Annotated in this window: 20 protein-coding genes, 1 tRNA gene and 1 pseudogene; 12 read left to right on the top strand and 10 right to left on the bottom strand. The window is 64.0% G+C overall.

The annotated features are described in order from the left end of the window. Nucleotides 1-7: 7 nt before the first annotated feature. Nucleotides 8-2704, top strand: coding sequence for a nitrate reductase (locus tag W911_RS01295; protein WP_023785708.1), 2697 nt, complete (start codon nucleotides 8-10; stop codon nucleotides 2702-2704). Between the two features lie 46 nt (nucleotides 2705-2750). Here the strand turns inward: W911_RS01295 and W911_RS01290 are convergent, their stop codons facing one another. Next, nucleotides 2751-4046: a porin gene (locus W911_RS01290; protein WP_041316114.1), complete on the bottom strand. Its 1296-nt coding sequence runs from the start codon at nucleotides 4044-4046 to the stop codon at nucleotides 2751-2753. Between the two features lie 482 nt (nucleotides 4047-4528). On the opposite strand from W911_RS01290, the gene W911_RS01285 reads away from it, so the two are divergent. Then, nucleotides 4529-6223: a PHA/PHB synthase family protein gene (locus W911_RS01285; RefSeq protein ID WP_244438682.1), complete on the top strand. Its 1695-nt coding sequence runs from the start codon at nucleotides 4529-4531 to the stop codon at nucleotides 6221-6223. 181 nt (nucleotides 6224-6404) lie between these two features. Here the strand turns inward: W911_RS01285 and W911_RS18415 are convergent, their stop codons facing one another. After that, nucleotides 6405-6692, bottom strand: coding sequence for a hypothetical protein (locus W911_RS18415; RefSeq protein ID WP_023785705.1), 288 nt, complete (start codon nucleotides 6690-6692; stop codon nucleotides 6405-6407). Nucleotides 6693-6736: 44 nt separating this feature from the next. On the opposite strand from W911_RS18415, the gene W911_RS01275 reads away from it, so the two are divergent. The 7 genes and pseudogenes from W911_RS01275 to W911_RS01250 all read left to right on the top strand — a co-directional run bounded on the left by W911_RS01275 (nucleotide 6737) and on the right by W911_RS01250 (nucleotide 14999). Continuing rightward, nucleotides 6737-7321, top strand: coding sequence for an SAM-dependent methyltransferase (locus W911_RS01275; protein ID WP_023785704.1), 585 nt, complete (start codon nucleotides 6737-6739; stop codon nucleotides 7319-7321). Nucleotides 7322-7381: 60 nt separating this feature from the next. Beyond that, nucleotides 7382-8761: an APC family permease gene (locus tag W911_RS01270; protein ID WP_023785703.1), complete on the top strand. Its 1380-nt coding sequence runs from the start codon at nucleotides 7382-7384 to the stop codon at nucleotides 8759-8761. A 306-nt stretch (nucleotides 8762-9067) separates the two neighbouring features. Further along, a pseudogene (locus tag W911_RS18970) lies at nucleotides 9068-9367 on the top strand (efflux RND transporter periplasmic adaptor subunit); the annotation flags it as partial. Nucleotides 9368-9395: 28 nt separating this feature from the next. Beyond that, on the top strand, nucleotides 9396-10220 hold the full coding sequence (locus tag W911_RS01265; RefSeq protein ID WP_051388490.1) for an efflux RND transporter periplasmic adaptor subunit: 825 nt from the start codon (nucleotides 9396-9398) through the stop codon (nucleotides 10218-10220). After that, entirely contained in the window at nucleotides 10217-13363 is a 3147-nt protein-coding gene (locus tag W911_RS01260) for an efflux RND transporter permease subunit (protein WP_023785702.1), read from the top strand. The genes W911_RS01265 and W911_RS01260 overlap by 4 nt, the downstream gene beginning before the upstream one ends. A 49-nt stretch (nucleotides 13364-13412) precedes the next feature. Continuing rightward, nucleotides 13413-13610 (top strand): hypothetical protein, encoded by a 198-nt coding sequence (locus W911_RS01255; RefSeq protein ID WP_023785701.1) that lies wholly within the window; start codon nucleotides 13413-13415, stop codon nucleotides 13608-13610. A gap of 183 nt (nucleotides 13611-13793) precedes the next feature. Next, nucleotides 13794-14999, top strand: coding sequence for a hypothetical protein (locus tag W911_RS01250; protein ID WP_023785700.1), 1206 nt, complete (start codon nucleotides 13794-13796; stop codon nucleotides 14997-14999). Nucleotides 15000-15272: 273 nt separating this feature from the next. On the opposite strand, the gene W911_RS01245 is transcribed toward W911_RS01250, so the two are convergent. Further along, nucleotides 15273-15659, bottom strand: coding sequence for a phasin family protein (locus tag W911_RS01245; RefSeq protein ID WP_158412816.1), 387 nt, complete (start codon nucleotides 15657-15659; stop codon nucleotides 15273-15275). Between the two features lie 465 nt (nucleotides 15660-16124). On the opposite strand from W911_RS01245, the gene W911_RS01240 reads away from it, so the two are divergent. Continuing rightward, nucleotides 16125-17003, top strand: a complete 879-nt coding sequence (locus tag W911_RS01240; protein WP_023785698.1) for an SDR family NAD(P)-dependent oxidoreductase — start codon at nucleotides 16125-16127, stop codon at nucleotides 17001-17003. 232 nt (nucleotides 17004-17235) lie between these two features. Here the strand turns inward: W911_RS01240 and W911_RS01235 are convergent, their stop codons facing one another. The 5 genes from W911_RS01235 to W911_RS01220 form a co-directional block, all read right to left on the bottom strand. Further along, nucleotides 17236-17481, bottom strand: coding sequence for a hypothetical protein (locus tag W911_RS01235; RefSeq protein ID WP_023785697.1), 246 nt, complete (start codon nucleotides 17479-17481; stop codon nucleotides 17236-17238). 75 nt (nucleotides 17482-17556) lie between these two features. Then, complete coding sequence (locus W911_RS18260; RefSeq protein WP_023785696.1) at nucleotides 17557-17715, bottom strand: hypothetical protein; 159 nt, start codon at nucleotides 17713-17715, stop codon at nucleotides 17557-17559. Nucleotides 17716-17732: 17 nt separating this feature from the next. Continuing rightward, on the bottom strand, nucleotides 17733-17903 hold the full coding sequence (locus W911_RS18255) for a hypothetical protein (protein ID WP_023785695.1): 171 nt from the start codon (nucleotides 17901-17903) through the stop codon (nucleotides 17733-17735). A 420-nt stretch (nucleotides 17904-18323) separates the two neighbouring features. Continuing rightward, nucleotides 18324-18602 carry a hypothetical protein gene (locus W911_RS01230; RefSeq protein WP_023785694.1) on the bottom strand — a complete coding sequence of 93 codons (279 nt, stop codon included), beginning with the start codon at nucleotides 18600-18602 and terminating at the stop codon, nucleotides 18324-18326. 496 nt (nucleotides 18603-19098) lie between these two features. Then, a tRNA-Thr gene (locus tag W911_RS01220) sits at nucleotides 19099-19174 on the bottom strand. 261 nt (nucleotides 19175-19435) lie between these two features. On the opposite strand from W911_RS01220, the gene W911_RS01215 reads away from it, so the two are divergent. Continuing rightward, a complete protein-coding gene (locus tag W911_RS01215) occupies nucleotides 19436-19651 on the top strand; it encodes a hypothetical protein (RefSeq protein ID WP_144083471.1) in 216 nt (71 codons plus the stop codon). Nucleotides 19652-19681: 30 nt separating this feature from the next. Here W911_RS01215 and W911_RS01210 read toward each other — a convergent pair whose 3' ends face one another. Continuing rightward, on the bottom strand, nucleotides 19682-20323 hold the full coding sequence (locus tag W911_RS01210; RefSeq protein WP_023785691.1) for a class I SAM-dependent methyltransferase: 642 nt from the start codon (nucleotides 20321-20323) through the stop codon (nucleotides 19682-19684). A 148-nt stretch (nucleotides 20324-20471) separates the two neighbouring features. Between W911_RS01210 and W911_RS01205 the strand changes: the two genes are divergently transcribed. Then, a complete protein-coding gene (locus W911_RS01205) occupies nucleotides 20472-21362 on the top strand; it encodes a DUF6232 family protein (protein ID WP_023785690.1) in 891 nt (296 codons plus the stop codon). A 7-nt stretch (nucleotides 21363-21369) separates the two neighbouring features. Here the strand turns inward: W911_RS01205 and W911_RS01200 are convergent, their stop codons facing one another. Beyond that, complete coding sequence (locus W911_RS01200; protein WP_023785689.1) at nucleotides 21370-21825, bottom strand: EVE domain-containing protein; 456 nt, start codon at nucleotides 21823-21825, stop codon at nucleotides 21370-21372. Nucleotides 21826-21874 lie beyond the last annotated feature (49 nt).

The raw sequence follows: 21874 nt of genomic DNA, 5'->3' as shown, positions 1-21874 counted from the left end.
AGAGCCCATGAACGCGCCTCCCTCGCCACCGCCCGTCAAGACCACCTGCCCGTATTGCGGCGTCGGCTGCGGCGTGCTCGCCCGCCCCGATGGCTTCGGCGGAGCGCAGGTCAAGGGCGATCCCGATCATCCTGCCAACTTCGGACGCCTCTGCTCCAAGGGCTCCGCGTTGGGCGAAACTCTTTCGCTCGACGGACGCCTGCTGCATCCGATGATGCGCAACGGCGAAGGCGAACTCGTCCGCGCGGCCTGGGACGACGCCCTTGACCGAGTGGCAAACGGCTTCACGGAGACCGTCGCGCGTCACGGTCCGGAGTCTGTTGCGTTCTACGCCTCGGGCCAGCTTCTCACCGAGGACTACTACGTCGCCAATAAGCTCATGAAGGGCTTCATCGGCTCCGGCAACATCGACACCAACTCCAGGCTTTGCATGGCGTCGTCCGTGGCAGGGCATCGCCGCGCCTTCGGATCGGATACTGTGCCCGGCTGCTACGAGGATCTCGACGAAGCCGATCTGCTTGTCCTCGTCGGATCGAACGCCGCGTGGTGTCATCCGATCCTTCACCAGCGCATGGCAAAGAACAGGCGCGAGCGCGGCGCGCGGATGGTCGTCATCGATCCACGTGCGACACCGACGTCCGACGAAGCGGATCTTTTGCTGCAGATCGCGCCGGGCATGGATTCGGTGCTCTTCTGCGGCCTGTTCGCGTACCTCGCAGACAAAGGCGCGCTCGACCGCGCCTTCCTCCGCGATCATACCGCGGGATACGCGGAGGGCTTGGCCCGCGCGCGTCACATCGCACCCGACATCGATGCCGTGGCGGAGCGCTGCGAGGTGCCGCGCGAACAGATTGAAACGTTCTTCTCCTGGTTCGCCGAGACCGACCGCGCGGTGACGCTCTATTCGCAGGGCGTCAATCAGTCCGCGCAAGGCACGGACAAGGTCAACGCCATCATCAATTGCCATCTTGCGACGGGCCGCATTGGCAAGCCCGGTACGGGGCCGTTCTCTCTGACCGGACAGCCGAACGCGATGGGCGGCCGCGAGGTCGGCGGGCTCGCAAACCAGCTTGCCGCCCACATGGATTTCGAACCTGAAAGCATCGCCCGCATGCGCCGTTTCTGGAACGCGCCGAACGTGGCCGAGCGCCCGGGGCTGAAAGCTGTTGAGCTTTTCGAGGCGGTGGCCCAGGGACGCATCAAGGCGTTGTGGATCATGGCGACCAATCCGGTCGTAAGTCTGCCACGCGCCGATGCGGTGCAAAGCGCGCTTCGCCAGCTCGACCTCCTCGTCGTCTCGGATGTCGTCTCCGGAACCGATACGATGATGGCGAGCCCTCACGTCGTCTTGCCCGCCGCCGGATGGGGCGAGAAGGACGGCACGGTCACAAATTCCGAGCGCCGCATCTCGCGCCAGCGCGCGTTTCTCCCGCAGGCAGGTGAGGCGAAGCCGGATTGGTGGATCGTGTCGGAGGTTGCCAAGCGCATGGGGTTTGCGGACGCGTTCGATTATGCATCGCCCGCCGACATCTTCCGCGAGCACGCAGCGCTGACGGGATTCGAGAACGACGGCACGCGCGACCTCGATGCGTCCGGCCTTGCCGCGCTGTCCGACGATGACTACGCGCGTTGCGATCCCGTGCAATGGCCCATCGTGAAGGCGGGTACGGATGGCGGGAAACGCCTCTTCGCGTCCGGCGGATTTTTTACCGCCGACCGGCGGGCGCGCTTCGTCGCTGTGGCCGATCCGAAGCTCGCCGCGACGCCGGGCCGTCTCCTTCCGCTGCTCCTCAATACCGGCCGGGTGCGCGACCAGTGGCACACGATGACGCGCACCGGAAAATCGCCCCGCCTCGGCGCGCATATTGGTGAGCCGTATGTCGCCATCCATCCGAAGGATGCGGAAACCTACGACATCGCTCATGGCGGGTTTGCACGCATTTCGACGCTGCACGGAAGCGCCGTCCTGCGTGCCGAGGTTTCGGAGGCGCAACGCAGAGGCGAGATCTTCGCCCCGATCCATTGGAGTGCCGCCACCGCGTCCGACGCACGCATCGGCGCGCTCGTCCAGCGCAGCTACGATCCCGTGTCGGGCCAGCCCGAGATGAAGGCGACGCAAGCCACCATCGCGCCGGTCAGATACGCGATTCACGGCTTCCTGCTTTCCAGAAAGCCTGTGGACTTGCCGGCCGGTGTCTGGTGGGCGCGCGCCGCCGTCGAAGGCGGCGTTGGCTACAGGATCGCCGCGGACCGGATCGGCGCGCACTGGGCCGATATCGCAAAACGCTTCCTGCCCGAACATGACGAACTGGTAGAGTTTCTTGACGAGGCGCAGGGCCGTTATCGCGCGGCTCGTGTTCTCGACGGATCGCTCGACGCCTGCCTGTTTCTCGCCAAGAGCGCGGATGCGCTGCCGGGCTGGGGCTGGCTCAAGCAACAGCTTGCGGAGCCCAAGCTCTCGGAATCCGCCCGTCGGGCGCTGCTCGCCGGTCGCGCGCCGGAGGGTGGCGTGGATCACGGCCCCCTCGTCTGTGCCTGCTTTGGTGTGGGGCGCAATCAGATCTGCGGCGCGGTCGCGTCCGGCTCTGCCGCTTCGGTCGAAGAGATCGGCGCCACGCTCAAAGCGGGGACGAACTGCGGATCGTGCTTGCCGGAAGTCCGCCGTCTGGTGGCGGAAGCGAAAGAGCGCGTTCCGGCTGAATAGAAACGCGTCTCTCCCGCACGGATCTTGCGCGGGAGAGACGCAAACCTCAAAAATTGATGAGACCGCCGAAGCTCACGAAGTCGGCATCTTGGAAGTCGCCCAAGCCATCGACATCGGCCTGGTAACGCTGATACTTGAGGTAAAGCGTCATCGCCGCTGCATCGATTTCCTGCGCCACGCCGCCTCCGAAGCGTTCGAGCGTGCTGCCAGTTGCGCCCGCCGCCAATGCGACAGGCCCCAGCTGATCCTCGTAGGCGGCATAGTCGCCGTAGACGATGGTCGCACCCAGCGGCGTCCACTTCCGGCGCAGGCCTGCCTTGACGTAGTAGTGCTCGCTGTCCGGCTGCGTGAAGCCGTTGGCGAGAAGCGTGCCGTTGTTGGTCTCGCGGCCATATGCTCCGTGCAGAAAAAGCCCTGTGGCGAGATGCTCCGCGTAGCCGCCGGCCTGGAAGAAGTGCGAATCCTTGCCCGCCTGCGTCGCGACGAAACCCGTGACAGTCTCTGTCGTCGTCTCCGTGTAGCCGGCACCGAACGCGAGCTTGAAGCCCGCGATCTCGCCCGCATACCGCAACGCGATCTCCCAGAAGTCGTCCTCGCCCCAACTCGCGGAAGCCATGAACCCGCCGAACACCGGCGTATCGTAACGCACGCCGTTCATGACGATGCCGTTGCAGTCGCCGCCGAGCGGGACGCCCTGCGTATAACAGAAGCCGAGTTGCCCCCACGTCACGGGAGAAAGAGCGCCATTCGCGTCCCTCAGGCCGAAATGCGGAAACCCGGCCAGGAAGGTGTAATTGTCGATGATCTGTGTGCCCGAAAGATCGGTGAACATAGCCGCGCTCTTCGCCGCGTGCGCAAGCCGCCCGACGCTGAGCTTGCCGAACGTGTCGCTCTCCACATACCAGAACGACATCTGCACGTTGAGCCCGTCGTTCCGGAACGGGTTGTCCTGGGTGATCGCGCCTGCCCCTCCTCCGAACGCGTTGCCGGTGAGGTCCTGGATGCGCATCATGTAGCCCGCGCTCCAGCCGGGCGCGATGGTGGCCTTGCCGTTGAACTTGAAATGCGAGGCTTGTGTCGGGCCGAGGCCGTGGATGTACGCGTTGCTCTCGACGCCGTCATCCCAGACGGTGATCTCCTGCGCAATGTAACCCGAGATCGTGAGCGAGACGCGCCGGTTGCCCTTGCGTGCTGTCGTCGCTTCGAGGTCGGCGATCCGTTCTTCCAGGTCGGCGCAGCAATCGCTGCCTAAGTCGGCAGCGTACGCAGGGCTGTCCGCAAGTCCGGCGCACGCCAGTGAGAGTGACATCAGTCCGAATGCACGCAGTCTCGTCTTGGTCATTGCTCTTCCGCCGAACGTTTTCGATGCCGAGACCGTAAGAGACCGCGCGGCCCTGGCCGACGAAATTCCGGCGCTCTAATGGGACGTCTCGGGCCCGTGTGGCGCTGATGCCGCACATTGCGTCCCGGACAGGCATTTGCCTGTCCGTTGGGCCATTTTGGCCGTCCGTCCGTCCTTCGGACCGGCTTGGACGACGTGTTTGGCCCATGCTCAGGTCTTTTCGACAACCCTTTGGAAACTTTGCCGCTTCAGGGTGCGTTGATGCGGGTCAAGGGCACCGTGTCGAGCGCCTGGGAATATGTGCTGGATGACATCGGTCTGACGAGGTTGGGATGACGAAAAGGTCCACGGCGCGACGGATGAATATCGTGAACGCCGAACCGGAGGCGGCCGCGAAGCCCGCAGCGCATCCGCTGCCGCCGCCTCCCCCGCCAGTGTATGAGGAAGACCACGGCAGCGAGACGTATCGCGCGATAGATCGTATGCGTGAGGCCCTCTCTGCGCATCTCTCGGGCGGCATCTCGCCCGCGTCGCTTGCGCTTGCGATGTTCGATTGGTCGATCCACCTCGCCTCTGCGCCAGGCAAGCGCATGGAACTCGTCGACAAGGCGTTCCGGAAATCGATGCGCTTGGCCACCTACATGGCCGCGGCGGGTGGACGCTCCGACGTGAAGCCGTGCATCGAGCCATTGGCGGGCGATGATCGCTTCCGTGGCGAAGCTTGGCGGCAGCATCCCTATTGCTGCTGGGCGCAAGGTTTCCTGCTCACGCAGCAATGGTGGCACAACGTGACCCGCGGCGTGCCCGGCGTCATGCCGCATCACGAGGATGTCGTATCGTTCGCGACACGGCAAATTCTCGATATCTATTCGCCATCGAACAACCTCTTCACCAATCCCGAGGTGATCGAGCGGACGATGGCCACGGGCGGCGCCAATCTTCTACAGGGCTTCCAGAACTGGATCGACGACGTAAGCCGCCTCGCTTCGGGCCAGCCGGAGGTTGGCACCGAGGATTTCAAGGTGGGCGAGGACGTGGCCGTCACGCCCGGCAAGGTCGTCTATCGCAACCACCTGATCGAGCTGATCCAATACAGCCCCACGACCGGCAAGGTCTGCGCCGAGCCGCTGCTCGTCGTGCCGGCGTGGATCATGAAATATTACATCCTCGATCTGTCGCCGCAGAACTCTCTCGTTCGCTATCTCGTCAGCCAGGGTCATACGGTGTTCTGCGTCTCGTGGCGTAACCCGACCGCTGAGGATCGCGATCTCGATATGGACGATTATCGCCGCCGCGGTGTGATGGCGGCCCTCGATGCGGTGGGCGCCATCGTGCCCGATCGGAAGATCCACGCCGTCGGCTACTGCCTGGGCGGCACCATGCTGGCGATTTCCGCGGCCGCCATGGCACGTGCGGGCGACGACCGTCTTGCATCCGTGACGTTGCTCGCCGCCCAGACCGATTTCACCGAGCCGGGTGAGCTTGCGTTGTTCATCGACCACAGCCAGATGCACTTCCTCGAAAGCATGATGTGGAACCGCGGCTATCTCTCGGCCGATCAAATGGCCGGTGCGTTTCAGCTCCTGCGCACGAACGACCTCATCTGGTCGCGCATGGTGCGCGAGTATCTGATGGGCGAGCGCCGCCCGATGATCGACCTCATGGCCTGGAACGCGGATTCCACGCGGATGCCGTATCGCATGCACGCCGAATATCTGAGGCGTCTTTATCTCGACAACGAGTTCGCCGCTGGACGCTTGATGGTCGATGGCCGATCCGTTGCGATCCAGAACATTCGCGTCCCGATGTTCGTCGTCGGAACGGAGCGCGATCACGTGGCGCCGTGGCGCTCCGTCTATAAAATCCATCAACTCACCGATACCGACGTCACGTTCGTTCTGACGAGCGGCGGACATAACGCGGGGATCGTCAGCGAGCCGGGCCGTCCGCGTCGTCGCTTCCGCATCGCGCTGAAACGGGCCAACGATCCGTACATGTCGCCGAGCGAGTGGAGCGAGGTGGCGAAAGAGAATGAAGGCTCGTGGTGGACGGCGTGGGCCGAGTGGCTCGGCGAGCAATCCTCTGCCGGCCGCGTTGCGCCGCCGTCGATGGGGGCTGCGGCGGAGGGTTATGCTCCGGTTTGCGATGCGCCGGGGACGTACGTCCTGCAGCGCTGACGCGCGGGCGGCAGGCGCGCGGCGCAGCGCATTTTAGAACAGCCGCCATCACTACGCGTGGTCCGTGTGACAAACCCTCCGTAGTTTCCGGTGAGGGTCGCCGGTTCGCAGCGAGCGGTCGCCCGCGCCGCGTCGATGACGCAAATCGAGGACGCAAAGCTTTTCTCGCTTTCCGAAACGCTTAACGCATGTCGCCTTGATCAGAGATCGTCATATCGCAGAAAGCAGGTCCTGAGCGCGCATCGAGCGTTGCGGTGCACACCTCGGGGACGCCCCGGTGGGGATGGCCGCGCATTGTTTTATCCTCTCGCTCCAACGGGTTGACAATCGAGATCCAACTCCGCATTTGCAATGCCCACTCGGTGCTCAGCAACATTGGATCGGACTTTGAAATCGCGCGGCGCGCCTGATCGATGCCGGATTTCGATGCTTCCTCGCGTTTGGAAGGAACCACATCGCTTCGCGCCACGTTGGCGCCTCACCGTCCCCACAACTACCAGCGGAGATTTTCGGATGTCGCACTTCTCTCTCCCCGCTCGCTCGCTTGGCGTGTTGTCCGCGATCGCCATGTCCTTTGCCGCCCTGGCGGGAGCCCGTGCCGACGCCCGCGAACTCGATGTGCCGTTCGTGCCGACGCCGCAGGCCGTCGTCGAGAAAATGCTTGAGATGGCGGATGTCAAAGAGGGCGACTACCTCATCGACCTCGGATCCGGCGATGGCCGCATCCCTGTCACGGCGGCGAAGAAGTACGGCATCAGCGCGCTCGGCGTGGATCTCAATCCCGTCCGCGTGCAGGAAGCCAACGAGAACGCCAAGCGCGAGAAGGTCACCGACAAGGTGGAGTTTCGCGAAGAGGATCTCTTCAAAACAGATCTCAGCAAGGCGACTGTCATCACCATGTATCTGCTGAACTCGGTCAACATGAAGCTGCGCCCCGAGATCCTGAAACTGAAGCCCGGCACCCGCATCGTCTCGCACAGTTTCGGCATGGGCGACTGGAAGCCGGACAGGGAGGAAGTCGTCGAGGGCCGCACCGTCTTTATGTGGGTCGTCCCCGAGACGATGCCCGATCTCGCGCCGACCGAAGATACGCACTAAGCCTAAACCCGACGAAGACTTTTGACGCGCGAGATCGCACGCCGCACGGGAGCATTGTGAATGGACGTCAGCGCCAGTGGCCGCCGCCCGACGTTGTCGGTTCTTCAGGCAAGCGCGATGCTCGTAGGCGTCGTCGTCGGGATCGGGATTTTCAGGACGCCGCCGGTCGTCGCGGCCAACGTCGCGGGGCCCACGGAGTTCCTAGCGCTGTGGGTTGCCGGCGGTCTTTTGATGATCATCGGCGCACTGTGTTACGCGGAGCTCGGCTCCGCGTATCCCAACTCCGGCGGGGAGTATCACTACCTCCACCGTGCCTATGGCCGGTTTCCGAGCTTCCTTTTTGCCTTCGGCCGCATGACGGTCATGCAGACGGGCGCTCTCGCCGCCGTCGCATTCGCGTATGGCGATTACGCCAACGTCCTGTTGCCGCTCGGCGCTTACGGGTCGGCGATCCATGCTGCGTCCTGCATCGTCCTGTTCACGGTGCTGCAACTCTTCGGCACGAACATCACCGGAAAATCTCAGTTGACGCTGACGATCCTGACCATCGGGACGCTGTTTCTGGTCATCGGCGCGGCATTCTTCGCCGAACCCGCCGCCATCGTGCCCGCGAGCGAAACCGCGTCCTCAGCGCTGCCGGCAACGTCCGCCGGCCTCGCGCTCGTCTTCATCCTGCTGACCTACGGCGGATGGAACGAAGCCGCCTATCTGTCGGGCGAAGTGAGGGATGCGCGCCGCAACATGGCCCGCGTGCTCCTTCTCGGTACGGTCTTCATTCTCGCGCTCTATTTCGTCTACAACAGCGCGCTGCTCTACATTTTCGGCTTCGGCGGCCTGCGCGAGACGAAGACCATCATCGAGGGCCCCATCGCCGACGTCTTCGGCACGGTGGGCACCACCGTTATCGCCTTGATCATCTGCGCTGCCGCGATCAGCACCATCAACGCCACGATCTTCACCGGCGCGCGCTCGATGTTTGCGCTGGGGCAGGACTTCCCGTTGTTCGCGCCGCTCGGCCGCCTGAGCGGGACCAACGCGACGCCGACAACCGCCCTCCTCGTTCAATGCGCGATTGCGCTCGTTCTCGTCGTTGCGGGCGCTGGCGCTCGCGATGGCTTCAAGGCGATGGTCGAATACACTGCACCCACGTTCTGGGCCTTCCTGTTCCTGATCGGCCTCTCCGTCATCCTCTTCCGTCACCGCGAGCCGGGCCGGCCTGAGTCCTTCCGCGTGCCGCTCTACCCATTGCCGCCGCTCATCTTCTGCGCAATGTGCATCTACCTCTTTTATTCGAGCGTGATGTACACCGGCAAAGGTGCGTTGGTGGGGCTCGCCATCCTCGCCGCCGGCGTTCCGGTGTATTGGTTCGGCCGCGGCCGGACGGGCTCGCGCGATGGGGCCGGTGCGAAAGCTGCTCCGGCCTCGAACCCGGCGGAATAGCCTGGCCCGCACGCGGCTGCACGAAAATAACTCAATAGTATCAGCTATATAATGTTTTCGTGTGCGCCGTCGTCCTGGGGATGCGGTCCCGTGCGGTCGGCGCAGCGCCCAGGACGGGCAAAGCGCAGACGTCGGACGCAATGTTACGAACCCATTGACCAAACTCGCGAACCGGCGGATTCCAGTGGACGCAAGATCTTGAGGTGTGCGCGCTTGCGCCACGCCGCCCGCCCGATAGCGGTCACGAAAACACGATAACTGCGGCGCGCGCCCACGAGCGCATCGGAGCCACGAGGGATCACCGGCATGCGAAAAGATTTGGCCTCGCGTTTTGGGATTGCGGGTGCGGCGGTTCTGGCCGCCGTCTGTTTTGCATCTCAGACCTTCGCCCAGGCCCCGCCCGCGCCTCCGCCGCCGAGCGTCGTCGTTGAGACCGTCCGCCCGCACGACGTGACCGATCAGTCCACCTACCTCGGCCGGGTCGAAGCGATCGACAAGGTGACCATACGAGCCCGCGTCGATGGCTTCCTTGCGAGCCGCGGCTTCGATGAAGGCTCCGAGGTCAAAAAGGATCAACTCCTCTTCACCCTGGAGAAGGAGCCCTACGAGGCGGCTGTCGCACTCGCCCGCGCCAATGGCCAGCGCCCGCGCCGGGCTCGATCTCGCCCAGGCCACCTACGATCGCACACGGCCGCTGGCCGACCGCGGCACCGCCTCGCAAGCGGCCCTCGACGACGCGGCCGCCAAGCTCTCGCAAGCCCGCGCAACCGTGCAGGCCCAGGAGGCGACGCTGCGGCAGGCGGAACTCAACCTGAGCTATACGGAGATCCGCGCGCCGATGGACGGCCGCACCGGGCGCGCCACCTACGCGGTGGGCGAATACGTCGGGCCGAGCAGCAATCCCCTCGTCAATCTCGTTCGACAGGATCCGATGTATGTGGCGTTCCCCGTGCCGCAGCGCGTCCTCCTCGAAGTGCGCCGCGAAGGCATCACCGCCGACCAGGTCTTGGTGCGCCTCCTTTTGCCGGACGGCTCGACCTATCAGCATGACGGGTCGATCAAGTTTATCGATGTGGAGAGCAGTAGAGGCACCGACACCACGATGGTGCGGGCCGAGATCCCCAATCCCGAGCGCCTTCTCGTCGATCAGCAGATCGTGCGGGTGAACGTCGTCTCGAAAGAAACGGACCACCGGCTCATGATTTCTCAAGCCGCGATCGTGCTCGACCAGGAAGGGAGCTACGTGCTCGCGGTTTCGGCCGAGAACAAGGTTGAGATCCGCCGCATCGAAGTGGGCGCACAACACGGCGCGCGCATCGAGGTCAGGAAAGGTCTCTCGGAAGGGGATCGCGTCATCGTGAGCGGCCACCAGAAGGTGCGTCCGGGCATCGTCGTCGAGCCGAGCGAGCCGGTCAACGATGCCACGCTTGAAGAGACCAGCGGACAGGCTACGCCATGATTTATGACGTCTTCATCCGCCGGCCGCGCCTGGCGATGGTGATTTCCATCGTCATCACGCTTGCCGGCGTCATCGCGGTCGGCGTCATCCCGGTTGCACAGTATCCCGAGATCGCACCGCCCACGGTGCGCGTCTCCGCCTCCTATCCCGGTGCGGATGCCGTGACCGTGGAAGAAAGCATTGCCCAGCCGCTCGAAAACGCCATCAACGGCGTGACCGACATGCGCTACATGAAGTCGACGTCCGCCAACGACGGCTCCTACTCGCTCACGGTCTCGTTCGCGCTCGGCACCGATCCCGATATCGCGACCGTCAACGTCCAGAACCGCGCCAACCTCGCAACGGCGCGGCTTCCTGAAGAGGTGCGCCGCACCGGCCTCACCATCTCCAAGGTTTCGACCGACCTGCTGCAGGTCTTCCAGTTCTATTCGCCCGACGGCTCCCGCGACGCGCTGTTTCTCTCGAACTTCGTCACACTCAATATTCTGGACGAGTTGAAGCGCGTACCCGGCGTCGGCGATGCCTCGGTGTTTGGCGCCCGCGACTACGCGATGCGCATCTGGCTCGACCCCGAGAAGCTGGCGAATTTCGACCTTTCGGCGCAGGATGTGATCCGCGCCGTGCAGGCGCAGAACCTGCAGGCAGCGGCCGGCCGCGTCGGCGCGGCGCCCCTTTCGGCCGATCAGCGGTTGCAGCTCACGGTCACCACGAAGGGCCGCCTTTCGACGCCGGAGGAATTCGGCAACATCATCGTGCGCACGGCGGGCGATGGCTCGTTCGTGCGCGTCCGCGACGTGGCGCGCGTCGAGGTCGAAGGCGCCTCCTTCGACAGCGAGGCGAGCTATCAGGGCAGCCCGGCTGCTCCCGTCGGCATCTACCTGTCGCCAGGCGCCAACGCCGTCAACGTTGCCACCGCCGTTTCGAAGCGTCTGGATGATCTCAAGGATCGTTTCCCGGAAGGGGTCGAACTCGCCTACATCTACAACACGGCCGAGTTCGTCTCGGCCATGATCGATAAGGTGATCCACACGCTGATCGAGGCCTTCGTGCTGGTCGCGCTCGTGGTCTTCGTCTTTCTCGGCAGGCTCAGGCCAACGTTCATTCCGCTCATTGCTGTGCCTGTGGCCATCGTTGGCGCGTTTGCCGTTCTGCTGGCCTTCGGCTATTCGGCCAATACCATTTCGTTGCTAGCGCTCGTGCTCGCCATCGGCATCGTGGTGGACGACGCGATCATCGTGGTCGAGAACGTCGAGCGCGTGATGCACGAGGAGCCCCATCTCACGCCGCAGGAGGCGACGAGCAAGGCCATGAGCGAGATCGCGGGGCCCGTGATCGCCATCACGCTGGTGCTGCTTTCGGTGTTCGTGCCGGTCGCCTTCCTCGCAGGTTCGTCCGGCGTTCTGTTCCGCCAGTTCGCGATCACGATCTCCGCCGCCATGGTCATTTCGGCCATCAACGCGCTGACGCTCTCGCCCGCGCTCTGCGCGATGTTGCTGAGGCCTGGCGAGCCTGTCTCCATCATGAAGCGTATCACGGGTGCGATCGATGCGACGGGCCGCGGATACGCCCGTGTCGTCCAGCGCCTGGTCGCGATCTCGTCCGTGAGCCTTGTCGCGCTGGTGCTGATCGCGGCGGCAACCTACGCAATCTTCGCGCGCACGCCCTCGGGCTTCCTGCCCGACGAGGACAAGGGCTTCATCATCACCGTGCTCAATCTTCCGGCCGGCGCTTCGCTGAACCGGACGGAAGCGGCCGCCAAAAAAGCTACGGAAATTATCCGGGCCGATCCCGCCGTCGAAGGCGTGACAACCATTCTCGGCCTGGACTTCCTGGGCGGCGGCGCGGCGTCGAACGGCGGCGTCATGTTCGTCCGTCTCAAGGGCTATGAGGAGCGTGTCTCTCGCGATATGCACGCGCTCGCCGTCGCTCGCCGTCTGACGATGGGCCTTTCGGGAATTCCCGATGGCACGCTGATCGCGCTCAACCCGCCCTCCATTTCGGGTCTCGGGCAAGTCGGCGGCTTCGAGTATGTGCTGGAAGCCCTCGAAGGCCAGAACGCGCCCGAGATGGCGGCCGCCATGCGCGGTCTGTTGATCGCGGCGAACCAGCGGCCTGAGCTTGCCGCTGTGTTCTCGACCTTCGAGGCCGAGACGCCGCAGGTGCGCCTCGACATCGACCGCGACAGGACGAGCGCGCTCAACATCACGCTGTCGGACGTGTTCGCGTCGCTACAGGCGACCCTCGGCGGCTACTACGTAAACGACTTCAACCTCTACGGCCGCACGTGGACGGTGCGGATGATGGCCGAGCAGCAATATCGCGCCAGCATCCAGGACATCATGGCGATCCACGTCAAAAACGCGGCGGGCGAGATGACGCCGCTCTCCAGCATCGCTGACGTGCAACTCGATGTGGGCCCGCGCACGCTGACGCGATACAACAACTATCGCGCCATCTCCATCAACGGCAGCCCCAGTCCCGGTCGCGGCCCCGGCGAAGCCATATCGGCGATGGAGGCCGTCTCGGCCGATACGCTTCCGCATGGCTACGCGTACGAGTGGACAGGGCAGGCCCGTGAGCAGATCGAATCCGCAGGCCAGACCACCATCGTCCTCGGTCTCGCGTTCGTGTTCGCCTACTTGTTCCTCGTCGCGCTTTACGAAAGCTGGACCATCCCGATCCCGGTGCTGCTGTCGGTCTCGATCTCGGTGCTCGGCGCCGTGGCGGCGCTCTGGGCTTTGGGCATGGCGTTTACGCTCTACGCCCAGATCGGCCTCGTGGTGCTGATCGCGCTCGCCGCGAAAAACGCGATCCTCATCGTCGCCTTCTCGATCGAGCGGCGAAACGCCGGCGATACTCTTCTCGAGTCCGCCGTCGACGGCGCGAAGCTCCGCTTCAGGCCGGTGATGATGACGAGCTTCGCGTTCATCATGGGCCTCGTGCCGCTGGTGATTTCGAATGGGCCTGGTGCGGATAGCATGTTTGCCGTCGGCGTGCCGGTGCTTGCGGGCATGTTGGCGGCTGCGGGACTGGGCATTTTCCTCATCCCGATGCTGTATGTGGTCTTCCAGGGGCTTCAGGAACGCTTGACCGGCGGTCCGCAGACCGAAGCCGAAGCCAAAACCGAGACGACGCATTCCTGATCCCGAGGGCGCGGCCCTCGGGCGACACAACCCGTGAAAGGGACAAGCCATGTTCTACTGGCTCGTGACCCCGCTGATGGCCATGGCGGCCGGTATTGCCGCTATTTTCGTCGCCCGCGATTCCGCGAATTTCGGCGTCGTGCAAATGGTGGTGTCCGTCCTGCTCCTCGCAGGGCTGGTCGCGCTTCTCGTGTTCTGGGGACCGATCATGGATTGGCTGCGCCGCGGTCGGCGCGGCCCGCGCTGAAACAGGGCGCGCCGCCCGACAGGCCTGGATTCGGCCGTCCCCTCGGTATTTTCGCCCGGCCGTGGGCGAGACCGCCGGAAACCAAAACTGAATCTCGGCCTTGAAGCGTGGCCCGGATGCTCTAGGCCGCCATAGCCTCCGTCCGGCATACTGCCGCCCGGGTTTCAGCCTAGGGCCGTGTTCATGTCTTTCGGTGCGCGTGCGTTCGTCTTCATCATCTATTCTCTGCTCGGCCTCTCTTTCATCGGGGAGACGGCGGTGCTGTTCTGGGAGTTCGGCCCCGAGCACGCGCTCACGTTTGCCGCGTTCGACAGCCACCTGTTTCTGTTCTTCCCGACGCTCGGTCTCGTGGCGCTTGCGGCGTTCTACCTGCCGTCCTGCGCATTCGTGGACCTCTATGCCCGCCACGTCACGCTCGGGAAGCTGCGGTTCCTGATCGGCATGATGACGCTCGGCGTGGCCGCGTGGTTCGTGGGCATGGGCCTTGCGGACAACCCTCACCGCTCCGTCTGGGATCTGACGCCCCAAACCCTGGCCGCCGACCGCAGCGAACCGGCTGGCTGCGGCGTTGCAGGCGAGCCCTGCCGGCGTATCGCGCTGCTCGAAGGCGCGTCGAACCTCACCGCCGTGAGCCGCCAGCGCATCGGCGTGCGCGAGTTTTTCCGGTCATGCGAAGCCGAGCCGCTGATCGAGAGCGGACCCGCGTCCGAACGCAGGCGGTTCTGTTTCGCCTCGACGCCGCTCTCGCCAGCCCCATGGCTCTCGACCGACGCGGAATGCTGCGAGGCGCAGCAGCGCTTTCAAACGGCCATCGACGAGAAGTATCTCGTCGCAGGTCAGCAATCGCTGACGAGTCAGGTTCACAACGTGCTGTTGCCCACCAAGGTGTTCTTCCTGTTCATCCTGCTGGCCATCGGCATCCTGCTCACCGTGCGCCACGACGGCGTGCTGCGGCACTATCCCGACAAAATCGGACGCATCGAAGCCGGTGTCTTGATCGGTGCCGTCGCGATGATCTTTTTCCCGCTGATGAGCCAGGGCTATGTGCAGTCGGCGGATGCGCTGTTCGGCGTGCAGCAGAAGGGCGGTTTCCGCTCGATCGTCACGCTCATGAGCTTCCTGTTCGGCGCCTGGGCGCTTCTGATCCTCTTGTTCTTCTTCCGCCGCCGCGACCAGAACATGGAAATCGCGGTCAAGCTCGCGGGTGTCGTTGCCAGTACGATCGCCGTCTTGAAGTATGATCTTCTGGTCTCGATCGTGGCCCGCGTTCTGGGATCCGGCGCGAGCGAGGTCTCTGTCGCGCTTCTCATCGTGCTAGCGGTGGTGGCGGTGCTGGTCCTGCTATTCCCCTACCTTCGTCGCGGCGTGGTGGGTTCGGACGCCGGCTGATCGCAAGCGAAAACGAAAGCTGTGCCGTGCGTGCGGGCACGCACGGTAGCGTTTCATAGCGCGGATGTTCCATCGAACGGCGGACGTCGGAGATGCCCGGCGGATGAGAGGCCATCCAGTTTTGATGGAATCGCCTGTCACGCCCCCTCACGCTGTTCCTCTCCCGCGTCCATGCGAAGCATGGCTCCGCCATGACGGGGAGAGGTCGGATACCGAGCAGAGCGAGGAATCCGGGTGAGGGGCAGCGACGTTCCCATCTCAATCGGAACGGCTCTAGTGCCGAACTTCCTCTTCCACATCGTCCATATGGGACTTGATCACGCCCGCCGTCTCGTTTGCGAGCTTTTGATTGAGGCGCGCAAAATATTGGAACTCGGCCTGATACTGTTGCTGGGCCCGCTGAAAGAATTCCGTGTAGGCGGAAAACAGATCCTGCACTGTCCTGCATTCCATGAGGCGCTGCGAGGCCGCCATGTCTTCCGTGAGGCGGCGGTTCACGAACCCGAACCACTCCGTATTGGCTCGCGTCATTTGCTCGATGAAATGGCCGTTGAGTTCCGTCATGGCCGTCAGCATCGGCTTGTTGAGAGACATCCAGGCCTCGAACGGGTTTCGTTCCAGGCCTTGGTCTGCAAGAGATCGTGAGACTTTTGCATTCATGGTACGCTCCTCCACTCGCGATCCGACGGTGATGTTGATGTCGAACCATTTGCAAAACATCGAAGATTCGATTGGCATTGCGTGAATGCCGGCCGGCTTCGTTTGGTTGCGTGTCAATAGAGAGGCCTGCGCCGCACCGCCCTTCCATTTCGGAGGCTTTTCGGCGACGTCTACGGGCCTCGGACAGCCGCGCGGACAAAGTGTCTCGGGGTGCGCGGTAGAGTGTCGAGCGGCACCAACGTGCCGCGCCCCAAAGCGTACGCACTTCTCCGTCGCTTATCCATACCTTCCGCGTGCTTTTGTCCCGAGGTCGCGAATATTTGTTTGTTCGTCGTTTCGATCGCAAACTGCGTTTGCAGGGGGCAGCGAGCGCGTTTGATCTTCAGAATCAATCGCGTGCATCGAAGGCCGGTGGGTGCGCGCACGCGCTCTGCGGCGAATGTCGTGAAAGGACGGAGCAGCCGGATGTTGCGATTTCTCAGTTCCGTCGCGGATTTATGGATCGGCCGCAACAGGGACCCAAGCCCTGAAGCGTTGGCCGCTGTCGGCGGGCGCGCGCCGGCGGTGGTTGTGACGGGGGCATCGCGCGGGATCGGCCGCGCGCTCGCGATGCGCTTCGCCCGCGCAGGCCGCGATGTCGCGCTCGTCGCTCGCGACGCTGACGCGCTTGCACGCGTCGCGGCCGAGATTGCGCGCGCGCACGGCGTGAAAGCGATGCCGATCGCGCTCGACGTCACGGCGCTCGATGCTCCCGCAGCGCTCGATGCAGCACTCCGCGCAGCGGGCCTCTATGCGGACGTGCTCGTGAACAACGCAGGCATCGGTCTTGCGGGGCCGTTTGCGGAGAACGCACCTGAGGAAATCGACCGTCTCGTCGCGCTCAACGTAACCGCCCTGACGCGCCTCACGCGTCATGCGTTGCCGGCGATGGTCGCGCGGGGGCGAGGCGGTGTTCTGAACGTCGCGTCGCTGGGTGGCATGGCGCCAGGCCCCCATCAGGCCGCCTATTACGCAAGCAAGGCCTATGTGATTTCGCTGACGGAAGCAGTGGCGTACGAGGCGCGCGGCAGAGGGGTCCGGATCGCGGTCGTGGCCCCCGGTCCGGTGAACACCGGCTTTCACGAGGCCATGGGAGCGGAAAACGCGCTTTACCGCACGCTCATTCCGGCTCTCAGTCCGGAGGCCGTGGCCGCAAGTGCGTATCGCGGCTTTTGCGTCGGCCGCACCAAGATCGCCCCCGGTGTCGTCGCGACCGTAAGTGCCGTCGCGTTGAAGCTCCTGCCCGCGTTTGTGAGCGCACCGCTCATGGGCGTGCTGTTGGCCCGCCCCGAGCGCCCGCGTTAACCCTTTCGACGCGATGACGGTCGACGGCGCCCCGAGCGGGGCTACGAACATGGACTCGATTAGAAAGCGAACGTCGTTTGCAGAGTTGAAACGATTTCGGTGTCTAATCGGGATCAGCGCTAGGGCTGAGGTTTTTGCGTACCTTGGCGCCGATCATTCAGCGGTGACCTGGCGGGACCGAGCGGTCTCGATAGGTCACCGCAAACTGTGTGTGGCATAAACTGCCGCCACGCTATCGCGCCGCCTCGCCTCTCTTTTTCTGGCTCACTTGCTTCGCGAGCTTCTCGACAAGAGCCTTGTCGATGGCAGGCGCCTGCCGGTCCGCCGGCCGCTCCGGCGTCTCTCCGGAAACCTCGCCAACGGAGACGGGATCGCTCGCGGGAAACGTATCCCGGAGCGCACTGTCGAGCTGCTTTTCAAGCTCGACCTTCGAAAGCTTCGTCTTTCGAGCCGGTTTGTCCTTCAGTCCCGGAGTCATGGGGGTTCTCCTTCCAGACGGCGATCGCTTCGGACCGAGCGGCCCGAAGCGGTATTGCGCGCGAAGTGCTTTCGGTCAGATGCGCTTGCGTAGCGCCTGATAGCGGGGCTCGACGTAATCCGACATACGATCCAACAGGCCATCGCTACGGCGCGGTGAGAGCTTCCACAAAGCGCCGGCTGCGCATGCGAGCGCCGCGACGACGCCAAGCGCCACAAGCGGTTGCTCTTCCACGAAGCGGCGTGTTGCGGTCAGCGCATCCTCCGCCGCTTCACCGGCCCGCTTGCGACCTTTGTGCCTTCCTCCACCGCCGTATTTGCGGCGTCTTCGGCTCTGCTCTTGAGATGTTGGATCTTGTCCTGCACGTCGCCGGAGCGGGTCCCGCCTGCATGTTCGCCCGCACGTTCGAATGACTGCGCCATTTTCAGCTCCTTGCTCGTTGTCGCGGAATTGCGAAAACAACGCGGCGCTTTCCGGATTCGTTCCGGCGGCGTGAGGAGCGATCGAGGGCGTGGGGTCTCAAGAGGTGGCCAGCGGGCAAGGGAATTCGAGGACGAGCGCCACTTTTCCGGCTTGCCACGCGGCCCGCCTTTTGAGCGACGCCTATCGCAGCTTGTGTACGGAAAAAGAAACGGCCCGCAGGGCCTGGGAGCAAGGCGACCCGGCGCCAGTGCGCCGGCCCTCCACACAGCAGAACGCCTCTTGAGCGACGCCTATCGCAGCTTGTGTACGAAAAAAGAAACGGCCCGCAGCGGCCGGGAGCGCGGCGATGCAAAAAAGTCCGCGCTCCTGAGTGGTGCGCGGACTCCGGCATCAGAGAAGATTGGTGACCCGCCGCCGGGTTACTTGCTGGTGTCCTCGGAAGCGTCCGAATTGTCGGTGTCGGCCGCATCCACTCCGGCGGCACCCGAAGACGTGCCTTCCGCGGCGCCTTCGGGAAGCGGCGCGCCTTCGCCCGCCGGTTTGGCCGCACCTTCACCAGCGTTTGCGGGGTTGTCGGTGCCGGTCGCGTTGGTCATCGGGGCTTTCTTGTCGGTGGGTTGCTCCATGCTGCCGCCAGCAAGTGCAGGGGACACAGCGAGAAGGGTGCCGGCAGCCACGGCGCTAATCATGCGTTTCATCTTGTTTTCTCCTTTTCTCTTTTTTGTGCACTGGGATAAGCATTCGGAGATAAGCGTGTTCCCTCAAGTCTCTGTGAGGGATTTCTGTTCTCTCAAGAAGGAAGATTTGGCACAGACCAAAGGCGGTGCAGTGCGCTGGTGCACACGCGAGCTTGGTCAATCACCCATGGACAAACTCGGCGCCTTCTGAGCCGAAGCCCGCCATGAGTTGCCGTAAGGTGGCGCCGGCGTCCTCCAGCGTGTCGTGGAGATACGCGGCGGCAATAAGATGTGGCGCGTCATAACCGTGCTCCCTCAGGAGGGCCACGACACGGTCCAGGAACTCCAGGTGGGGGCCGCTCCGGCAACGGCCCGCAGGGCCCGGGAGCAAGGCGACCCGGCGCCAGTGCGCCGGCCCTCTACACAGCAGAGCGCCTTTTGAGCGACGACTATCGCAGCTTGTGTACGGAAAAAGAAATCAACCCGGGAGCGCCTCTTGGGCGCGAGAGCCGAAAAATGGTGCCGCAAACAGGACTCGAACCTGTGACCCCGTCATTACGAATGACGTGCTCTACCAACTGAGCTATTGCGGCGTCTGACTCATGTCGAAGGGCGCCTTGATAGGCTGAAACGGCCCGCCGTTCAAGGCCGAGATCGCGCTTTATCAGCCCCCGCGTTAAGGCCGGGTTTCCGGCCCCTGCGCCGCGCGGCCGCCCCACTCTGCCGGAACCCCCCTTGGGGGCCTGGGCGTTACCTCGGCCAAGGCCCGTCACACCGGCAGGGAAACCAATTTCAGGGATGGGGAGATGGTCAGGCAGTCGCGAGATCCTGTTTTGGATGGCCTGATCGCACGGATGCGCCAGCCCATAAACGTGCGCGACCTGGCGAACGAGGAGGCGCTGCGCATCATGGTTCGCCTTGGCCTCCGCCATCCGATGACGCTTGCAGCCGCGGTGAAAGTCGTGGCCTCCGAGATGCGCCATGGCCGGATGCAGGAGATCGAGGCGACGGCACGCGCCCTCCATTCCAAGCTCCTGCGGCGCCACGACGAGCCCGGCACGCCCCAGTGACGCCGCGCCCCAAAGTGCGGCGGCGTTTCGTCACAACGTCCAAACGGCGGTCCGTTTGATCTCCGCGTCTTCGAGTTCGCGCGTCACGGGCACCTGATAGGCCGCCGCTTGAGCAAAACGCGCCGTTGGGAAGTAGCTGCGCTGAGGATCGCCGACGAGGACCAGAGCCCCGGCCGCTGCCGCCCTCTCGACGTAGGCTATCACGCGGGCCGCAAGCTCCCGCTCGTAAAAGAGATCGCCCACCAGCACCACATCCGCCGGATCGGGCACGCGCGCCAGGAGATCCTCGCCCGTCACGTGGAGCACGACCTCGTTGAGAGCGGCATTGAGGCGAACGGCCGCGCATGAAAACGCGTCGATATCCGCGGCCAGCACGGAAGCCGCGCCTGCGCGTTTGGCGGCGATGGCGGTGAGCCCCGATCCCGAGCCCAGGTCGATCACCGATTTTCCGGCCACGAGCTGCGGGTTGTCGAGAAGATACCGGGCGAGGGCCTGCCCGCCCGCCCAGGCAAACGCCCAGAACGGCGGCGGAACGTTCATCTCGCCAAGTTCTTCCTCCGTCTTCTCCCAGATCGGCACGCTTTCTTCCGCGAGATGGAGACGGATCTCCGGCACCAGCGGCGGGCTGAGTTGGCGCGTATTTTTGAGGATGAAAGCATCGGGGTTGAGCATGGCTCAGGACGCCAGCAGAAAACCGTGCCCGGTGCAAGGGCGCGCGTGAGGCGCCATACCCTGTGCGCCGGGCAGGTCGCAGGCAATCGAGAGATTGCTTTCGCGTGCGCGGCGCTTCTATGCTCCCCGCCAACGAGGGGGACGTGACATGATTTCCAACCTGCAGTCGATTTTGTCGACGGCCGAGTCCGTCGGCGGCACGCGGACGTTTGGGCGGCTGAACGTCCGCGAACGCGTGCTCGACACCGGAGATCGCACGATTGCGGTCGCAAACATCTCGACGGTTTCTCTCGCCAAGCTCGACAAGAAGTGGACGCGGATCGTGCTGTGGATCCTTGCCGCGCTCTGTGGTGCGAGCGGTCTTTTCTCGCTCGTTGGCGGGGACGTATTTTCCAGCATCCTCGCTCTGGCGCTGGCGGGGCTCTTCGGCTGGCTTGCCTACCGCGCCAAAAACATCCTCACGCTCTCCCTTGGCACGAATGACGGCGCCCGGACGCTCTTTTCGAGCACGGACGAAGCCTTCCTCTCCGACGTGAAGCGCTTCTTGACGGACAAGATCAACACAGGCGACCTACGCGCCGCGACGTTCGTGTTCGACCATTCCAAGCAGGACATCAGCATCGGCAAGGTGGTGACGGGCAACGACCATTCGGTGAACGCCGATTCCGTCGTGACCGGCTCGCACAACCAGGTCGCAACGAATTCCGCAGGCGCGCAGTTCGGAAATTCCGAGACGCGCTACTCGGCTGTGAATTCGCCCAAGGCTCAGGTTGGAGCGGGCAACACGGTCGCGCGCGTCGATTATTCGAGCGTACTACCGAACGTCGAGGAATGGCGGCGGCAGGCCGCCCAAAGCCCCGGTTGGGAGCACGTGGCCGAGCGCCTCGGCGAACTCGAAACCTTGCTGAAATCGGGCACGCCCAATGCGGAAGGCAAGGGAAAGGTGCGGTCTCTGGTCTCGGATCTTTCCGGCATTCTGCAGGCCTATCCTGCGGCCGCGCAGCTTTTCCAAAGCATCGCCCGCCTCGCCGGCGCGTAGCGGACGTTCAGTTCTTTTTCTTCGCAGAGGTGGGCGCCTTCTTGGCCGGCGCGAGCCTGCCCATGCGGCACACTTCCGCCCACTCATCCGCGAGCACCGGCTGCACCGACAGCCGGAACGACGTGACGAGCGCCATCTCAGAAAGTTTTGGGTTCGCCTTGACGTCCGCAAGCGTCACCGGCTGCGGCATCCGCTCGACGGCACGCACGTCCACGCATTCCCATTTTCCCGTGTCGTCGGTCTCGTCGGGATGCGCGAGCGCGATCACCTCGCAGATGCCGACGATCTCCTTGCCGATGTTCGAATGGTAGAAGAAGCAGAGGTCGCCCTTCTGCATCGCCTTCATGTGGTTGCGCGCGGTGTAGTTGCGCACGCCCGTCCAGGGTTCGCCCGCTTTGCCCTTCTCGGTGAGGTCGTCCCACGAGAATGCGTCGGGTTCGGATTTCAGAAGCCAATAGGCCATGGCGCGTCGTCTCTCGGCAACATCGGATCGACGCGCACCTTACGCAATA

This window comes from Hyphomicrobium nitrativorans NL23 (genome assembly GCF_000503895.1).
Lineage (GTDB): Bacteria > Pseudomonadota > Alphaproteobacteria > Rhizobiales > Hyphomicrobiaceae > Hyphomicrobium_C > Hyphomicrobium_C nitrativorans.
This window is presented reverse-complemented; position numbering and strand designations above follow the sequence as displayed.

Coding starts and splice junctions, on each gene's coding strand:
- W911_RS01295 (WP_023785708.1), top strand. CDS start 8: ATGAACGCGCCTCCCTCGCCACCGCCCGTCAAGACCACCTGCCCGTAT.
- W911_RS01290 (WP_041316114.1), bottom strand. CDS start 4,046: ATGACCAAGACGAGACTGCGTGCATTCGGACTGATGTCACTCTCACTG.
- W911_RS01285 (WP_244438682.1), top strand. CDS start 4,529: ATGCGTGAGGCCCTCTCTGCGCATCTCTCGGGCGGCATCTCGCCCGCG.
- W911_RS01275 (WP_023785704.1), top strand. CDS start 6,737: ATGTCGCACTTCTCTCTCCCCGCTCGCTCGCTTGGCGTGTTGTCCGCG.
- W911_RS01270 (WP_023785703.1), top strand. CDS start 7,382: ATGGACGTCAGCGCCAGTGGCCGCCGCCCGACGTTGTCGGTTCTTCAG.
- W911_RS01265 (WP_051388490.1), top strand. CDS start 9,396: ATGGCCAGCGCCCGCGCCGGGCTCGATCTCGCCCAGGCCACCTACGAT.
- W911_RS01260 (WP_023785702.1), top strand. CDS start 10,217: ATGATTTATGACGTCTTCATCCGCCGGCCGCGCCTGGCGATGGTGATT.
- W911_RS01255 (WP_023785701.1), top strand. CDS start 13,413: ATGTTCTACTGGCTCGTGACCCCGCTGATGGCCATGGCGGCCGGTATT.
- W911_RS01250 (WP_023785700.1), top strand. CDS start 13,794: ATGTCTTTCGGTGCGCGTGCGTTCGTCTTCATCATCTATTCTCTGCTC.
- W911_RS01245 (WP_158412816.1), bottom strand. CDS start 15,659: ATGAATGCAAAAGTCTCACGATCTCTTGCAGACCAAGGCCTGGAACGA.
- W911_RS01240 (WP_023785698.1), top strand. CDS start 16,125: ATGTTGCGATTTCTCAGTTCCGTCGCGGATTTATGGATCGGCCGCAAC.
- W911_RS01235 (WP_023785697.1), bottom strand. CDS start 17,481: ATGACTCCGGGACTGAAGGACAAACCGGCTCGAAAGACGAAGCTTTCG.
- W911_RS18255 (WP_023785695.1), bottom strand. CDS start 17,903: ATGGCGCAGTCATTCGAACGTGCGGGCGAACATGCAGGCGGGACCCGC.
- W911_RS01230 (WP_023785694.1), bottom strand. CDS start 18,602: ATGAAACGCATGATTAGCGCCGTGGCTGCCGGCACCCTTCTCGCTGTG.
- W911_RS01215 (WP_144083471.1), top strand. CDS start 19,436: ATGCGCCAGCCCATAAACGTGCGCGACCTGGCGAACGAGGAGGCGCTG.
- W911_RS01210 (WP_023785691.1), bottom strand. CDS start 20,323: ATGCTCAACCCCGATGCTTTCATCCTCAAAAATACGCGCCAACTCAGC.
- W911_RS01205 (WP_023785690.1), top strand. CDS start 20,472: ATGATTTCCAACCTGCAGTCGATTTTGTCGACGGCCGAGTCCGTCGGC.
- W911_RS01200 (WP_023785689.1), bottom strand. CDS start 21,825: ATGGCCTATTGGCTTCTGAAATCCGAACCCGACGCATTCTCGTGGGAC.